The sequence below is a fragment of the Actinoallomurus acaciae genome (assembly GCF_042429965.1).
Taxonomy (GTDB): domain Bacteria; phylum Actinomycetota; class Actinomycetes; order Streptosporangiales; family Streptosporangiaceae; genus Actinoallomurus; species Actinoallomurus acaciae.
On sequence record NZ_JBHLZP010000175.1, the window covers coordinates 1 to 15,379 of the forward strand.

At 71.6% G+C, this 15,379-nt stretch carries 18 protein-coding genes; 15 read left to right on the forward strand and 3 right to left on the reverse strand.

Going from position 1 to position 15,379, the window contains the following annotated elements; translation table 11 throughout:
* Both ACFFNX_RS22970 and ACFFNX_RS22975 read right to left on the reverse strand, forming a co-directional pair.
* The coding region (locus ACFFNX_RS22970; RefSeq protein WP_378205797.1) for a hypothetical protein at nucleotides 1-854 on the reverse strand (854 nt) is incomplete at its 3' end.
* Between the two features lie 100 nt (nucleotides 855-954).
* A complete protein-coding gene (locus tag ACFFNX_RS22975; RefSeq protein ID WP_378205800.1) occupies nucleotides 955-1,236 on the reverse strand; it encodes a hypothetical protein in 282 nt (93 codons plus the stop codon).
* On the opposite strand from ACFFNX_RS22975, the gene ACFFNX_RS22980 reads away from it, so the two are divergent.
* The 3 genes from ACFFNX_RS22980 (at nucleotide 1,235) to ACFFNX_RS22990 (ending at nucleotide 2,510) form a co-directional block, all read left to right on the forward strand.
* The gene (locus ACFFNX_RS22980; protein WP_378205803.1) at nucleotides 1,235-1,672 is read left to right on the forward strand and encodes a hypothetical protein; all 438 of its coding nucleotides are present in this window, start codon (nucleotides 1,235-1,237) and stop codon (nucleotides 1,670-1,672) included. The genes ACFFNX_RS22975 and ACFFNX_RS22980 overlap by 2 nt on opposite strands.
* A 227-nt stretch (nucleotides 1,673-1,899) precedes the next feature.
* Nucleotides 1,900-2,244, forward strand: coding sequence for a YidH family protein (locus ACFFNX_RS22985; RefSeq protein ID WP_378205806.1), 345 nt, complete (start codon nucleotides 1,900-1,902; stop codon nucleotides 2,242-2,244).
* Nucleotides 2,241-2,510 (forward strand): hypothetical protein, encoded by a 270-nt coding sequence (locus ACFFNX_RS22990; RefSeq protein ID WP_378205809.1) that lies wholly within the window; start codon nucleotides 2,241-2,243, stop codon nucleotides 2,508-2,510. Before ACFFNX_RS22985 ends, ACFFNX_RS22990 begins: the two co-directional genes overlap by 4 nt.
* Nucleotides 2,511-2,521: 11 nt before the next feature.
* On the opposite strand, the gene ACFFNX_RS22995 is transcribed toward ACFFNX_RS22990, so the two are convergent.
* Nucleotides 2,522-3,037: an ATP-binding protein gene (locus ACFFNX_RS22995; RefSeq protein WP_378205812.1), complete on the reverse strand. Its 516-nt coding sequence runs from the start codon at nucleotides 3,035-3,037 to the stop codon at nucleotides 2,522-2,524.
* A gap of 189 nt (nucleotides 3,038-3,226) precedes the next feature.
* On the opposite strand from ACFFNX_RS22995, the gene ACFFNX_RS23000 reads away from it, so the two are divergent.
* From ACFFNX_RS23000 to ybiA, 12 genes are all read left to right on the forward strand, one after another.
* The gene (locus ACFFNX_RS23000) at nucleotides 3,227-4,093 is read left to right on the forward strand and encodes a Sco1979 family transcriptional regulator (RefSeq protein ID WP_378205815.1); all 867 of its coding nucleotides are present in this window, start codon (nucleotides 3,227-3,229) and stop codon (nucleotides 4,091-4,093) included.
* On the forward strand, nucleotides 4,094-4,333 hold the full coding sequence (locus ACFFNX_RS23005) for a DUF397 domain-containing protein (RefSeq protein WP_378205818.1): 240 nt from the start codon (nucleotides 4,094-4,096) through the stop codon (nucleotides 4,331-4,333).
* Between the two features lie 113 nt (nucleotides 4,334-4,446).
* The gene (locus tag ACFFNX_RS23010) at nucleotides 4,447-5,604 is read left to right on the forward strand and encodes a steroid 3-ketoacyl-CoA thiolase (RefSeq protein WP_378205821.1); all 1,158 of its coding nucleotides are present in this window, start codon (nucleotides 4,447-4,449) and stop codon (nucleotides 5,602-5,604) included.
* 203 nt (nucleotides 5,605-5,807) lie between these two features.
* Entirely contained in the window at nucleotides 5,808-7,043 is a 1,236-nt protein-coding gene (locus ACFFNX_RS23015; protein ID WP_378205824.1) for a cytochrome P450, read from the forward strand.
* A gap of 51 nt (nucleotides 7,044-7,094) precedes the next feature.
* Nucleotides 7,095-8,297: a cytochrome P450 gene (locus tag ACFFNX_RS23020; protein ID WP_378205827.1), complete on the forward strand. Its 1,203-nt coding sequence runs from the start codon at nucleotides 7,095-7,097 to the stop codon at nucleotides 8,295-8,297.
* 107 nt (nucleotides 8,298-8,404) lie between these two features.
* Nucleotides 8,405-9,661, forward strand: coding sequence for a glycosyltransferase family 4 protein (locus tag ACFFNX_RS23025; RefSeq protein ID WP_378205831.1), 1,257 nt, complete (start codon nucleotides 8,405-8,407; stop codon nucleotides 9,659-9,661).
* Between the two features lie 13 nt (nucleotides 9,662-9,674).
* The gene (locus ACFFNX_RS23030) at nucleotides 9,675-10,424 is read left to right on the forward strand and encodes a class I SAM-dependent methyltransferase (protein ID WP_378205833.1); all 750 of its coding nucleotides are present in this window, start codon (nucleotides 9,675-9,677) and stop codon (nucleotides 10,422-10,424) included.
* Nucleotides 10,411-11,529 carry a prenyltransferase/squalene oxidase repeat-containing protein gene (locus ACFFNX_RS23035; protein WP_378205836.1) on the forward strand — a complete coding sequence of 373 codons (1,119 nt, stop codon included), beginning with the start codon at nucleotides 10,411-10,413 and terminating at the stop codon, nucleotides 11,527-11,529. The genes ACFFNX_RS23030 and ACFFNX_RS23035 overlap by 14 nt, the downstream gene beginning before the upstream one ends.
* Before the next feature lie 239 nt (nucleotides 11,530-11,768).
* A complete protein-coding gene (locus ACFFNX_RS23040; protein WP_378205839.1) occupies nucleotides 11,769-12,434 on the forward strand; it encodes a helix-turn-helix domain-containing protein in 666 nt (221 codons plus the stop codon).
* Between the two features lie 41 nt (nucleotides 12,435-12,475).
* Entirely contained in the window at nucleotides 12,476-13,681 is a 1,206-nt protein-coding gene (locus ACFFNX_RS23045; RefSeq protein WP_378205842.1) for an MFS transporter, read from the forward strand.
* 115 nt (nucleotides 13,682-13,796) lie between these two features.
* Entirely contained in the window at nucleotides 13,797-14,666 is an 870-nt protein-coding gene (locus ACFFNX_RS23050; RefSeq protein WP_378205845.1) for a DUF8017 domain-containing protein, read from the forward strand.
* Between the two features lie 55 nt (nucleotides 14,667-14,721).
* Complete coding sequence (gene ybiA / locus ACFFNX_RS23055) at nucleotides 14,722-15,273, forward strand: riboflavin biosynthesis intermediates N-glycosidase (protein ID WP_378205848.1); 552 nt, start codon at nucleotides 14,722-14,724, stop codon at nucleotides 15,271-15,273.
* The last annotated feature ends 106 nt before the right edge of the window (nucleotides 15,274-15,379 follow it).

The window sequence follows — 15,379 nt, forward strand, 5'->3', positions numbered from 1 at the left end:
TGGGCCCGGTCGGCGTCGCGGCTGAGCGCGTACGTGCCGGTGGCCGTGACGATCGCGGCCGGGATGGTCCAGGCGGCATGCTCCACCGCGCCGTACGGCAGCGGGACGGGCCGCGGCGGCACGTCGAGCGGGGCCGCCTGAAAGACCCCGGGGGTCGGCGCGATGTGGTGGCAGCGCCGGTCCCACGCCTCCGCGTGCGCGCGCATCTCGGCGATGCGCATGATCCGGTGCACGGAGTTGATGACGGGACCGGAAGGCTGGTACGCCAGCACGTGGCTGACGATGACACCGGTCCCGAGGATCACGTCGGAGGCGGGGTGGCCGATCCGCCGTTCGAGCCCCTGCCGCACCTGCGGGGACGCGTCGGCCATCGCCATCAGCGTCGCGACCCCCGGGGGCAACGGCGTGGCCCGCACCAGGCGGCCGACCACGGCGGCGCCGCCCCCCGCGAGGTACGCGCCGGCCAGAGCGACGTCGCGCAGGACCGTCTGCCGGCTCGGGTGGGCGAGACGGGAGAACGGCTCACCCGACATGCCGTGCGCCGCCTCCACGGCCTCGACGACGTCGAGAAGAACGTCGAGCGGCGTCTCATCGTCGTGCATGACGAACACGAAGCCGAGCGGTGCGTTGACCTCGGCGCGCGCCACGCCGGCGACGCTCATCAGCTGGTCGACGAGCGACCGCGCCACCGCCTCGGTGCCCGGCTTGTGCACGCCCCGCACCCGGATGCGCGCCCGGCCCGGCGTGGTGTGCACCTGGCGTCTCTCCGTGATCCCGGTCATCGCGCCCGACACCGCTCGCAGTGTGGCGCCGGGCAGGCCGGTGGCGTCGCCGAGAAGTTGTCGCAGTCGCATGGTCGTCTTCCTGGTCACGTACTGGTGGCGTGCTGATGGCGTGCGTCAGCGGCCCCGCGACGGCGTCGTGCGCGACGGGCGGGGGTTCCGCGGCGGGTGTTCAGGTACGCGACGTGGAACGCCGCGCGCGCCCACGCATGGCATCCATGCCACGGCCGGTCCTGCGCGCGACCATGGTGCCGATGCCGATCGCCGCCGCGACCGGCCAGTCGATGGCGCCCAGAATCGCCGCGACGCCCAGACCGCCGTAGAACGCGAGGCGCTCGGGCGACGGAAGGTAACCGGCGACGAGCCGGCCGGCGTCGCCGACGTAGGACATGCCGGGCGTGGGCACGTGCACGGTCTTCATGTGCGGGGTCAGCACCGGGACCGGGACGTCCATGCCGGCGCCGTTCGTGGAGGGACGCTCGGCGGGCCGCCGTGCCGTGGCGGTCGCGCCGCCGGTGGTCCGGGCGGCCGTCGTCCTGCGCGCCCTGGACGTCTTCGAGGCGGACGTCCTGGTCCGGCCGGTCGTGGCACTCCGGCCGGAGGCCCTGGCGGCGGACGTCCTCGTGGTCCTGCCGCCCGCGGTCTTTCCGCCGGTCGTTCTGCCTCCCGTGGTCCTGCCGCCCGTGGTCCTGCCGCCGGTGGTCCTGCCCCCGGCCGTTCTGCTGGTCGTGGTCCTGCTGGTCGTGGTCCTGCCGCGTGAGGCCCTCGCGGCCGAGGTCCTGCTCCCCGTGGAGGCTCTCCGCGGGGTGGTCTTCTGTTTGGTCGCTCGCCCGGCTTCCGCCATACCGGCACATCCCCCCTCACGTGCCCCGAACACGATGTCCGGTTAAGTCCAGGTTGTTTCCGTGAGCGGGTGCAGCCATGCCTACGGCCGCGTTTCCAGACCGACCTTTTCCCTGGTCACGGCGGCACGATGGAAGCAGGGCCACCAGGTGTCACCGGTGGTGACGATCACGAGACTCCCCGGCTCCGCTATCCGGCGTTTCCGCGAGTACGGCCCGTACCGGCGGCGGGTAGACATAGGGGCGGACCGACACAAGCGGGGAGTGAAGCAACGATGGCGCGCCAGGAGCCCGGTTACGAGCCCGACTACCGATTCTCCCTGGCCAACGAGCGCACCCTCCTGTCGTGGATCCAGACCGCCTTCGGCCTGCTCGCGCTCGGCGTGCCGCTCGCCGGCGGCATCCACGGCGTATGGCTGCCGCCCTGGCACCACGCGATCGGGCTGGGCGCGATCGCGCTGAGCGTGCTGATCGTGCCCGCGGCGTACCGCAACTGGCGGCGTGTCCAGGTCGCCATGCGGCTCGGCGTCCGTCTTCCCCGCGACCCGCTACCGGCGCTGCTCGCCTCGGGGGTGGCCGTACTGCTGGCGACGACGCTGGTCAGCGTGGCGATGAAATGAGCTCCGGGCTTCAGTCACAGCGCACGGAGCTGGCCTGGCTGCGCACGACGCTGTCGGCCTGGGCGGTGACGGCCATCCTGGCCCGGGTGAACTTCCTGGTGGGGATGTTCGCGATCGCGGGCCCGGTGGCGGTGACGCTGATCGCGCACGCGCGGCGGCGGCGACTCAGGGAGGACAGGGTGCCGTCCGCGCTCGCCCCGGCGGACGCGGTGACGATGGCCGCGGCGTGCGTCCTCATCGCGCTCGCGGCCGCACTGCTCTTGTGACCGAACCGTGATCAGCAGTCGGGGCAGAGGAAACAGGCCCAGACGACCTTGCCGTGGCTCGACAGCGGCGCCCAGTTCCAGGAGTGGCTGAACGCCTCGACCAGGTGCAGGCCACGGCCGCTCTGGGCCACCCAGTCGGGCTCCCTGCGCACCGGGATCTGGTCACAGGGATCGGTGACGGCGCAGGTCAGCCGGCCGCCGGTGCGCAACAGGCTCAGCCGTATCGGGGTGTCGCCGTACAGCTCGGCCGGGCCGCCGGCATAGCGCAGAGCGTTGGTGACGAGCTCGGAGACGACGAGGCGCACGTCGTCGTACATGGCGGTCAGGCCCCAGGAGAGGAGAACGGCGCGGGCGAAGTCGCGGGCCTCCTTGACCGACTCGGCCACGGCGGCGAGCCCGACCGACATGGTCTGCGGAGCAGAGCGGATCGAGGTCGGACGGTGTTCGTGCCATCGCTCGCCCTGAGTGATGGTGGACAGCCACTCCGACGCCTCGTCGACCGCCTCCCCTGCTCTTTCGCCTGTCATCGAGCGCGCTCCGTGTGCTGTCATCCGCGATCCCCTGGCGATCAGTGATCGGCGTATCCCGCGCGCTATCCTGCTCGACATGTCTTGCAGATGCAAGGCCCGATGCACGTGCAGATGCCCGTGCGCACTCTGACACCGAGTCGAAGGGAGTGGCAGACTGTGCGCTGACCGATGCTCATGGAGGTAGGGGTGGAAACAGCGCAGCCCGCCGGAGGACCGACCGTTCTTCGCCGGCTCCTCGGTGCCCAGCTGCGCCGGTTGCGTGAGCGCCAAGGCATCACGCGCGAGGAGGCCGGATACGCCATCCGCGCCTCCGGCTCCAAGATGAGCCGCCTGGAGCTGGGCCGGGTCGGCTTCAAGGAGCGTGACGTCGCGGACCTGCTCACGTTGTACGGCGTCACCGACGAGATCGATCGGGAAAGCCTGCTCGCCCTCGCCCAGGACGCCAACAGTCCTGGCTGGTGGCACAGGTACGGCGACGTCCTGCCGGGCTGGTTCGAGACGTACGTCGGCCTGGAAGAGGCGGCGGCGCTCGTCCGCACCTACGAGGTCCAGTTCATCCCGGGTCTGTTGCAAACCGAGGAGTACGCCCGCGCGGTGATCTCGCTCGGCAACTCCGCGGCCCCTCCGGAAGAGATCGAGCAGAGAGTCAGCCTGCGCACAACACGTCAGAAACTACTCACTCGGGGGGACTCCCCCCGGCTGTGGGCTGTCGTGGACGAGGCGGCCTTGCGCCGTCCGATCGGGGGACGGGATGTGATGCGCGGTCAGATCCAGCGGCTGATCGAGGCCGCCAAGCTGCCGGGCGTCATTCTCCAGGTGCTGCCGTTCCGGGTCGGCGGGCACACCGCCGAGGCCGGGGCGTTCTCCATCCTGCGTTTTCCCGAGTCGGACCTGCCGGACGTGGTCTACGTCGAACAACTGACCAGCGCCCTTTACCTGGACAGACGTGATGACGTCGACAGCTACATGGAGGCGATGGAGCGTCTCTGTGTGGTCAGCGCACCTCCGGACGAGACCGCCGAGATCCTCAGCAGGATTCTCCAGGAGACATGAATGCAGTACCCCGCCTACAACGGCGTTCCCTCCACCGATCTGACCGACGTGAGCTGGCAGAAGAGCCATCGAAGTAACTCGCAGGGCAACTGCGTCGAGCTGGCGAAGCTACCGGACGGCAGTGTCGCGGTACGCAACTCCCGCCATCCGGCCGGTCCCGCTCTCGTCTACACCAGAGCGGAGATCGAGGCGCTCATCCAGGGCGCCAAGGCCGGCGACTTCGACGGTCTGCTCGTCTGACCCGGCGATGTTAGAACGCGTTACCTGTAACACCTCCATGCAAGTGTGGTTCCTGACGGCCTTCCACTAGAACAGGTTATTGTTTTCTCCCCCCGGTTCTAGTGGGAGGCCGTATGAGTCAGCCCGTCATCGTCTCCGCCGTCCGCACCCCCATCGGCCGCCGCCGCGGCCGGCTGGCCGGACTCAAGCCCCAGGCCGTGCTCGCCCACGCGCAGCGCGCACTGATCACCCGCACCGGAATCGACGCGGCCGATGTCGGCCAGGTCTTCGCCGGCTGCGTCACCCAGGCCGGCGAGCAGGGCGGCCACGTCGGCCGGCACGCCTGGCTCTACGCCGGCCTCGACCATCGCACCGGCGTCACGACGGTCGACGCCCAGTGCGGCTCCAGCCAGCAGGCGGTACACCTCGCCGCGGCGCTCATCCACGCGGACGTGGTGGACACCGCGATCGGCTGCGGCGTCGAGATGATGAGCCGCGCGCCGCTCGGCAGCAACGTCCTGCCCGCCGACCCGCGCCCCGACGACTGGTCGATCGACCTGCCGGACCAGTTCACCGCGGCCGAGCGCGTCGCCGCGCGCCGTGGCCTCACCCGCGCCGACCTCGACGCGTTCGGCGTGCGCTCCCAGCGGCTCGCCGCCAAGGCCTGGGCCGACGGCCGGTTCGACCGGGAGATCGCGCCGATCGACGCGCCGGTGCTCGACGGCGAGGGCGCCCCGACCGGCGAGACCCGCGCCGTCACCACCGACGAAGGCCTGCGCGAGACCACCCTTGAGGGGCTGTCGGCACTCCGTCCGGTGTTCGAGGAGGCCCTCCACACGGCCGGCACCTCCTCGCAGATCTCCGACGGCGCCGCCGCCGTACTGGTGATGTCGGAGCGCGCCGCACAAGCGCGCGGGCTGCGGCCGCGCGCCCGGATCCGCGCGCAGGCGCTCATCGGCGCGGACCCGTACTTCCATCTGGACGGGCCGGTGGAGTCCACCGCACGGGTGCTGGAGGCCGCCGGGATGACGATGGCCGACGTGGACCTGTTCGAGGTGAACGAGGCGTTCGCCTCGATCGTGCTTTCGTGGGCCTCGGTGCACGAGCCGGACATGGACCGGGTCAACGTCAACGGCGGCGCCATCGCGCTCGGCCACCCGGTGGGCGCCACCGGAGCACGCCTCATCACGACCGCGCTGCACGAGCTCGAACGCCGCGACGCGACGACCGCGCTGGTGACCATGTGCGCGGGCGGCGCCCTGTCCACCGCCACCATCCTCGAACGGCTCTGACCCCGGTCCGGCACGGCTCATCGCCGGACCGGCGAACCGCTCGCCGGGAAGGCGACCTCGACCCGGTGCTCCGACGGATCGTCTCGCCGACCCATCCGTCACTCTCCTCTGGCCACGGAGTGTGATGAGACGCTCGCCACGTTGACCCTAGCAATCGCTTGGTTTAGAACGTGTTTCAGAACGTCGATCCCGGAGGAGACCCGATGGCCGTCGACATCATCACGCCCGCGCTGTACGAGGCTCGGGGTTTCCCCGACGAGGACCTCCGGCGGCTGCGCCACGAGTCGCCCGTGCACTGGCACGAGGATCCGCACAGTCAGGTGCCCGGTTTCTGGGCGGTGACCAAGTACGCCGACGTCGTCCACGTCTCGCGGCACCCGGAGCTGTTCTCCTCTCACGCGCGCACGTCGATGTTCGAGGAGTTCGCCGACGAGGACGTCGCGCTGTACCAGCTCATGATGCTGTTCATGGACCCGCCGCAGCACACCCGCCAGCGGGCGTTCGTCAACCGCGGCTTCACGCCGCGCATGATCAAGCAGCTCGAGGAGCACATCCGCGACGTCGGGCACCGGCTCATCGACGGCGTCGTCACCCGCGGCGAGGCCTGTTTCGTCCGCGACATCGCGGCGCCCTTCCCGCTGTACGTCATCTGCGAGCTGATCGGCGCGCCGGTCGAGGACCGCGAGCAGATCTTCTCCTGGTCCAACGTGCTGGTCGGCTCCAACGATCCCGAGTACGCCACCTCGCCGGAGGACGCGAGGGAGGTCTCCGCCCAGGTCCTGCAGTACGCCCACGAGCTGGCCGCCCGCCGCAGGCATCAGCCGCGCGACGACATCGCGACGAGCCTGCTGGAGCCGGACGCGGACGGCAACCGGCTCAGCGCCGACGAGTTCGCCATGTTCATCCTCCTGCTGCTCATCGCGGGCAACGAGACGACGCGAAACGGCGCGTCGGGCGGCATGCTCGCCTTCTTCCAGCATCCGGACCAGTGGCGGCGCCTGATCCGCAACCGCGGCCTGATCAGGACCACCGCCGACGAGGTCGTGCGCTGGGTCAGCCCGGTCAACCTCTTCCGCCGCACGGCGCTGCACGACACCGAACTGCGCGGCCGGCGCATCCGCGAAGGCGACAAGGTGGTGATGTTCTACTCCTCGGCCAACCGCGACGAGGACGTCTTCGAGGACCCCTACACCTTCGACATCGGCCGCGACCCCAACCCCCACATCGGCTTCGGCGGCGGAGGCCCGCACTTCTGCCTGGGCACCCACCTGGCGCGGCTGGAGCTGACCGTGCTGTTCGAGCTGCTGCTGGACCGCATGCCCGACATCCGCCAGGCGGGCGAGGCGCGCCGGCTGCGCTCCAACTTCATCAACGGCATCAAGGAGATGCCGGTGCGGTTCACCCCTGCGGAGCGCGTTACTAGAACAAGTTTCATTTAGTCGCGTCGTCGTTTACGCTCGGGATACCCCCACCCCCCAAGGGCGGTTGCCATGGACATCGACCTCGTCGACCCCGACCTGTACGCGACCGGTGGTATCCCGCACGAGCAGTTCCGATGGCTACGCGAGCACGCGCCGGTCCATCGGCACCCGGGCAATCCGGACTTCTGGGCCGTCACCCGCTACGACGACGTGGTGCACGTCTCCCGGCATCCGGAGATCTTCTCCTCGCACCGTCGGCTCGCGCTGTTCCACGAGCCGACGGAGGAGCACCTCGTGCTCCAGCGGATGATGATGCTCAACCAGGATCCGCCCGAGCACACGCGCAAGCGGGCGATCGTCAACCGTGGCTTCACCCCCCGCACCGTCGGCCGGCTCGAAGAGCACATCCGCGGCATCTGCGACGACCTGCTCGACGGTCTCGCGGGCCGCGACGAGGTCGACTTCGTCCGCGACATCTCCGCGCCGCTGCCGCTGTACGTCATCTGCGAGCTGCTCGGCGCCCCGCCCGAGGACCGGGAGAAGATCTTCGACTGGTCGAACCGGCTGATCGCCCAGGACGATCCGGAGTTCCGCACGCCGGGCGACGACGGCATGGCGGCCGCCGGCGAGCTGTACGCCTACGCCAACGAGCTGGCCGTGCGCCGCCGCGAGGAGCCGCGCGACGACATCGTGACCCGGCTCCTGCAGCCGCACGACGGCGAGGAGCTGTCGGTCGAGGAGTTCGACCTGTTCGTGATGCTGCTGTCCGTGGCCGGCAACGAGACCACGCGCAACGCCGCGTCCGGCGGCATGCTCGCCTTCTTCCAGCATCCGGAGCAGTGGCGGCGGATGCGCGACGAACGCGCCGCCGGCGGCGAGCGGCTGTCGGAGACGTTCCCGGACGAGATCGTGCGCTGGGTCAGCCCGGTCAACCTGTTCCGCCGCACCGCGGTCCAGGACACCGAGCTGGGCGGGCGGCGCATCGCCGAGGGCGACAAGGTCGTCGTGTTCTACGCCTCGGCCAACCGCGACGAGAGCGCCTTCGCCGACCCGTACACCTTCGACGTCGGCCGCGACCCCAACCCGCACATCGGGTTCGGCGGCGGGGGCCCGCACTTCTGCCTGGGCGCCCACCTGGCGCGGCTGGAGCTGCGCGTGCTGTTCGAGACGCTGCTGGAGCGGATGCCGGACATCTCCGCGGCGGGCGAGGCGCGCCGGCTGCGCTCCAACTTCATCAACGGCATCAAGGAGATGCCGGTACGGATCGGCTAGTGGTGTTCACCACCTTTTAGACTCTGTGCCTAATATCGAACGCGCAGGTCGGACAGGTCAGGCTATGGTCATACTTCACTGAGTGTGCGTTTACGGGAGGGCCGGACGTGAACGAGGCAGACGAACCGTTGCGCGTCGCGCTCCTCTCCTACCGGAGCAAGCCGCACTGCGGCGGTCAGGGCGTCTATCTCCGCCACCTGTCGCGTGAGCTCGTCGACCTCGGTCATCACGTCGACGTCTTCTCCGGCCAGCCCTACCCCGAGCTCGACCGCGACGAGATCACGCTGCGCCGTGTGCCGAGCCTGGACCTGTACGCCGATGAGAACCCCTTTCGCACCCCGCGGCCGTCGGAGTTCCGCGACTGGATCGACGTGCTGGAGTTCGCCCACATGCGCACGGGCGGGTTCCCCGAACCGCTGACCTTCAGCCTCCGCGTGCTGCGCGAGCTGCGCGCGCGGCGGCACTCGTACGACGTCGTGCACGACAACCAGGTGCTCGGCTACGGCAACCTCGCCATCCCGCGCCTCGGCCTGCCCTTCGTGACGAGCATCCACCACCCGATCAGCGTCGACCGGCGCATCGAGATCCAGGCCGCCAAGGGGTTCAAGGAGCAGTTCGGCAAGCGCCGCTGGTACGGCTTCGTCCGGATGCAGGCGCGCGTCGCCGCGCGGATCGGGCCGATCCTCACCGTCTCCGGCTCCTCCAAACACGACATCGTCCGTGACTTCGGCGCGTCGCCCGAGCAGGTGCACATCCTCCCGCTCGGCGTCGACGACCGGTTCTTCCACCCGCGCGGCGAGCGCGTCCCCGGCCGCATCGTCGCCGTCGCCAGCGCGGACTCGCCGCTCAAGGGCGTCGCGACGCTGCTGCGCGCGGTGGCCAAGCTGGCCACCGAACGCGACGTGCACGTCGTGGTGGTCGGCCGGCCGACGCCCGGCGGCCCGACCGACAAGCTCGTCGCGGAGCTCTCGCTCGGCGACCGGGTGCGCTTCGTCTCCGGCATCTCCGACGAGGAGCTGGGCGAGCTGCTGGCCGGCGCCGAGATCGCCGCGGTGCCCTCGCTGTACGAGGGCTTCTCGCTGCCGGCCGTCGAGCACATGGCCTCGGGCACACCGCTCGTGGCCAGCCGTACGGGCGCGCTGCCCGAGGTCGTCGGCGACGCCGCGATCCTCGTCGAGCCGGGCGACGTCGAGGAGCTGGCCGCCGTGTTCCGGCGCCTGCACGACTCACCCGAGGAGCGGGAACGCGTCGGTGCCGCCGGCTACGCCCGTGTACAGGAGCGGTTCACCTGGTCCGCGGTCGCACGGGCCACCGTCGGCCACTACCGGGACGCCATCGCCCGCCGCCGTACGGGCACCGCATGAGAGGAGCACGGCCGTGCTGACCGTGGACTTTGACCGGTTCCCCGTCGCGCCCGGCGAGCAGGTGCTCGACATGGGCTGCGGCGCCGGCCGGCACGCCTTCGAGCTGTACCGGCGTGGCGCCTGCGTGGTGGCGTTCGACCGCGACGAGAAGGAGCTCGCCGGAGTCGCGACGATGTTCGGCGCGATGGAGCTCGAAGGCGAGGTGCCCCCGGGCGCCTCGGCCCGTACCGTCACGGGGGACGCGCTCGGACTGCCGTTTCCGGACGACTCCTTCGACAAGATCGTGGCCGCCGAGGTGCTGGAGCACATCCCCGACGACATGGCGGCCATGGCCGAGCTGCTGCGCGTGCTCAAGCCGGGCGGGCGGCTCGCCGTCACGGTGCCCTCGTGGCTGCCCGAGCGCATCTGCTGGGCGCTGTCGGAGGACTACCACACCGCGCCGGGCGGGCACGTGCGCATCTACACGCGTGCCGAGCTGGAGGCCAAGCTCAAGGCGACCGGGTTCGAGGTCGGCGGCCACCATTACGCGCACGGCCTGCACGCGCCGTACTGGTGGATCAAGTGCGCCGTCGGCGTGAACAACGACGAGAACCCGCTCGCCAGCGCCTACCACAAGCTGCTCGTCTGGGACATCATGAAGCGTCCGCTCGCCACCCGACTGGCCGAGCAGGTGCTCAACCCGCTCATCGGCAAGAGCGTCGTCGTCTACTTCACCAAGCCCGCCGTCCCGGCGACGCGGGAGCAGGCCCATGCGGCGGCCTGAGGCCGTACCCGGGATCCTGACCTCCGAAGACCTCGTCGCCACCGCAGAGTCGATCGTCGCCCAGCAAGAGCCGTCGGGCGCCATCCCGTGGTTCGCCCCGGTGGACGGCGTGCCGGGCCACGTGGACGCCTGGAACCACGTCGAGGCCGCGATGGCACTGTCCGTCGCGGGCTTCGCCGAGCCCGCGCGCCGCGCGTACGAGTGGCTGCGCGGCGTCCAGCGCGAGGACGGCTCGTGGCCGGCCAAGTGGGTCATGGGCGAGGTGACCGAGCCGGGCGGGGAGTCCAACCACGCCGCGTACATCGCGGTCGGCGTCTGGCACGAGCTCACGCTGACCGGTGACCTCGCGTTCGCGACGAGGATGTGGCCGTCCGTGCGCCGGGCGGTGGAGTTCGCCCTCGGCCTGCAGAGCGCCCGCGGCGAGATCCTGTGGATGCGGAACGCCGACGGCTCCGTCGCCGACCACGCCCTGCTCACCGGCTGCTCCTCGATCTACCAGTCCCTGCGCTGCGCGGTCGCGCTGGCCGAACGCCTCGACGAGCCGCAGCCGGACTGGGAGCTGGCCGCCGACCAGCTCGGCCACGTCGTCGCCTGTCACCCCGAGGCGTTCGCGGACAAGAACCGGTTCTCGATGGACTGGTACTACCCGATCCTCGGCGGTCCCCTGCGCGGCTCTCCGGCGTACCGCCGGATCGACGAGCGGTGGGACGCCTTCGTCGTCGAGGGCCTCGGCTGCCGGTGCGTCTCGGACCAGCCGTGGGTGACCGGCGCGGAGAGCTGCGAACTCGTGCTCGCGCTCGACGCGATGGGCGACACGGCGCGGGCCCTGGAGCTGTTCACCACGATCCAGCACCTGCGGCACGAGGACGGGTCGTACTGGACGGGCTGGCAGTACGCCAACGAACGCCACTTCCCGAGCGACCGTTCGACGTACACGGCGGCGGCGGTGATCCTGGCCGCCGACGCCCTCGTGGGCCGCTCCCCCACCGCCCGCCTCTTCAAGGAGATCGCCGGCCGCGACCTGGGCCCGGCCGACCCGGCCGACCCGGCCGCCTGCGGCTGCGAGGCGCCGTCCCTCGCCGACTCACTCCGCACCCGCCGCTGACCCGGAGACCCGCCCACGGCCGGAACGACCTTCTTCCGTTGGTTCTTCGGCACCGCTGGCTCTCCGGCACCGGCCGCCCGCGCCGGGATCGGCGGGAGATGCCCGCTCCCCTGCGCCGTACGGCCTCAGCGCGTTCGCCGCGCCACCGCGCGCTTTCCGTCCATGACCGTCGATGAACCTCGCGCGGGATCGCCAACACATCTTTGCAAAGACTTCTTCGCGGTCTACCGTGTCGGCACATGGCGGAGAAACACGAAACGCGCCTGCGGCCCGACCCTCGGCTGGACGTGGTCCTGGACGCCAAGGGACTGCGCGCCCTCGCCCACCCGGTGCGTGTCCAGCTGGTCTGGCTGCTGCGCAAGTACGGTCCGTCGACGGCCACGCGGCTCGCCGAGCGGATGGGCCTGACCTCCGGGGCGACCAGCTACCACCTGCGCCAGCTCGGCACCGCCGGCTTCGTCGAGGAGGACACCGGGCGAGGCAACGCGCGGGAGCGCTGGTGGCGTGCGGCGCACCGCGGGACCTGGCTCACCGACATGGACCTGCTCAGCCGGGACCCCGAGGCGGGTCTCGCCTACCTGCAGTCCGTCGCGGCCGTGAACGTACTCCAGACCCAGCAGGCGCTGAACGAGTTCCAGACGCTTCCCCGTGCCTGGCGGGACGTGTTCGACCTGAGCGACTGGGCCCTGCGCCTGAGCCCCGGGGAGGCGCAGAACCTCCTGGACGACCTGAGCGCGGTGCTCGCCCGCTACCGGCCGGACCGTCCGGAGGAGGCGGCCACCGCACCCGAGGACGCCGAGCGTGTCACCCTCGTCCTGCACCTGCTGCCCGAGCCGGGCCTGACCACCGGACCGGCGGCGCACGAGGCGCCGGGAGACGACGGCCCGGCGAGAGAGGCGCCGTGAGGCGCCGCGCCGGCACGGGCGACGGCCGGAGCCTCCGCCCCTTGACCGGGATCCTCGCCGCCCTCACCGTGTCGCAGACCGGCACCCGGATCTCGGCCATCGCGCTGCCCTGGTTCGTCCTCGTCACGACCGGAAGCGCCACTAAGACCGGTGTGACGGCCTTCTGCGAGATGGCCCCGTACGTCACGGCCAAGGCGCTCACCGGGCCGCTGGTGGAGACGGCCGGACCGCGGACCGTCTCGTGGATCGCCGACGCGGTCAGCGCCGCCGCCCTCGCCCTGATCCCGCTGTTCCACGCGCTGCACCTGCTGTCCTTTTGGACGCTGCCCGCCGTGGTCGCGGTGATCGGCACCGCACGCGGGCCGGGTGACCTGGCCAAAGAGGTCATCGTCCCGGAGGCCGCCGAGCGCAGCCGGGTGCCGCTCGAACGGGCGACCGGCCTGGCCGGCACCACCGAACGGCTCGCCGCCACCTTCGGACCGGCGGCCGGGGGCGTCCTGATCGGGCTGGCCGGCCCGCTGACCGGGCTCGTCGTGGTCAGCGGGTGCTTCGCGCTCGGGTCGGTGGCGATCGTCCTGGGCCTGCCGCGCGGTATGGGACACGCGCCGGAGCGGAACGCGGCGGCCGAGCCGGGCTACTGGCGGCGGCTCGGCGAAGGTCTCGCCTTCCTGCGTGGAGAGCGGCTGCTGCTGAACCTGTCCGTCGTGGTGGCCGTCACCAACCTGCTCGACGCGGCGTTCTCGTCGGTGCTCCTGCCGGTCTGGGCGCGGCAGTCCGGTGCCGGACCGGCCGGGATCGGGCTGGTCGGCAGCGTGCTCGGCGTCGGGGCGGTGTGCGGGAGCCTGGTCGCCGCCGCGGTGGCGCACCGCATACCGCGCCGGCCGGTGTTCTTCATCGGCTTCCTGGTCGCCGGAGCGCCGCGCTTCCTGATCCTCGCCGCCGGCGTGCCGACGAGGGCGGTCGCCGTGGTGTTCGCCGTCGCCGGCCTCGGCGCCGGCTTCCTCAACCCGATCCTGGGCGCGATCTCGTTCGAGCGGGTGCCGCGGAAACTGCTCGGCCGGGTACGCGGGCTGACCGACTCGCTGGCCTGGGCCGGCATCCCGCTCGGCGGTCTCATCGGCGGAGCGGCGGTCGCCTCCGTGGGGCTCGTGCCCGTGCTCCTGACGAGCGGCGCGGCGTACTTCCTCACCACGAACGTCGCCGGGCTCCGCCCGGAGAGCCGGGAGATGAACCGCTCCCGCACGTAGAAACGGGTTCCCCGGATGACACGACCCCAACGACCAAGCGCTGGAGGGGCCGAGCGTTCCGCCCGATTTCGGGACCGTCCCCGTAAATCGGGGCGGCTGCAGTAGCGTGCGCTGCATGGTCTGGCGGGGCGACGATCAACGCGACGAACGGTCTCGTCACCGCGGCCCGGCGGGGCGGGACTCCGGGTACGGAGAGACCGGGGAGTTCGGCGGCACGATGTTCCCGCCTCCGCCGCCGGAGCGGTCACCGGCCGGCCTGCGGACGGTGGTCGTCATCCTGGTGGTCCTCGTGGTCGGTGGCGGTGCGGCCCTCGCCGTCGCGGGGGCCGGAGGCCACCGGCGGCCCGCCGTCGCCGTGTCCTCGCCCTCCTCTGGCCGGTCACGCGTCCCGTCGTACGTGCCGTCCTCACCGCCGGCCGCGCGGGCGAAGGTGTCGGGATGGCACGCCGTCGTCGCGGTCAAGCACGGCCTGACCTACGACGTGCCGCCGTCCACCTGGTCGGTGAAGTCGGCGGACACGATCGTCGGCTTCGAGGACCCGAACGGACGGCCCGAGGTGGCCGGCAGCGGCGCCGCGGTCTACAAGGAGGGCTACTGCCCGGGACACGGCGGAAGCTGGCGGGCCCAGACCGCCGTCGTGGGCTACGACCGGACCGACCCGGCCGCCGACGCGAGGGACGCGGCCCGCACGTGGGCCACCTACGGCTACGCCCCGGGTACCGGCGGCTCCGCGCCGACCGTGACGTTGAGCGCCCCGAAGGCGCTCTCCGCGAGCGGGCCACGGGGCACGGAGGTCACCGCGACGGTCGCCGTGCACGACGACGAGCCGTGCTCTCCTCCGCGAGGGGTCGTGCACGCGGTCGCGGTGCCCCTGAAGGGCGGTGAGGTGTCCGTGCTGGTCGTAATGGCCGATCAGGGCGTGTCCGACGCGACGTCCGACACCGACCTGGAGAAGATCGCCGGCAGCGCCCGCCCGACCTCCTGAGGCCGGTGCGGAACCCGGGTCGACCGCGCGGCGTACGTGCCGGGAGGATCGGTGTATGCGCGTCGACGATGTCATCCGGCTCGAAGAGGCGGGCGTCCTGCCCGAACCGCTGCTGTTCTGGGGCCACCGGCCGCCCGCGGGCGGCGGGGTCGCCAGGAGCTGCCTCAGCCAGTGGTACCCGGCGCCGTTCACGCTCGACGGCGTCCGCTACGCCACGGCGGAGCACGCCATGATGGTGGGCAAGGCCCGGCTGTTCGGCGACGCGGAGGCCGAGCGCCTCGTGCTGGCCTCGGACGATCCCGGGAAGGCCAAGGGCGCCGGACGCCGGGTGCGCGGCTTCGACGAGGACGCCTGGGCCGAGCACCGCTACGACCTGGTCGTGAAGGTCAACACGGCGAAGTTCGGCCGGCACCCGGCGCTGCGGGACTTCCTGCTCGCCACCGGCGACCGCCTCCTGGTCGAGGCCAGCCCGTACGACACGATCTGGGGCGTCGGCCTGTCCGCGGACCAGCCGGAGGCACGGCGCCCGTCCGCGTGGCGTGGCCTCAACCTGCTCGGCTTCGCCCTGATGGACGTCCGTGGCGTCCTCCGCGAACAGCACACCTGACCTCACCGGACGGCGAGGAACCGGTCGACCTCCTCGCGGTCCGGCGCCGTCGCGGGGCCGCGCCGCGTGACGGCGATGGCGGCCGCGGCGTTGGCCCGCCGCGCCG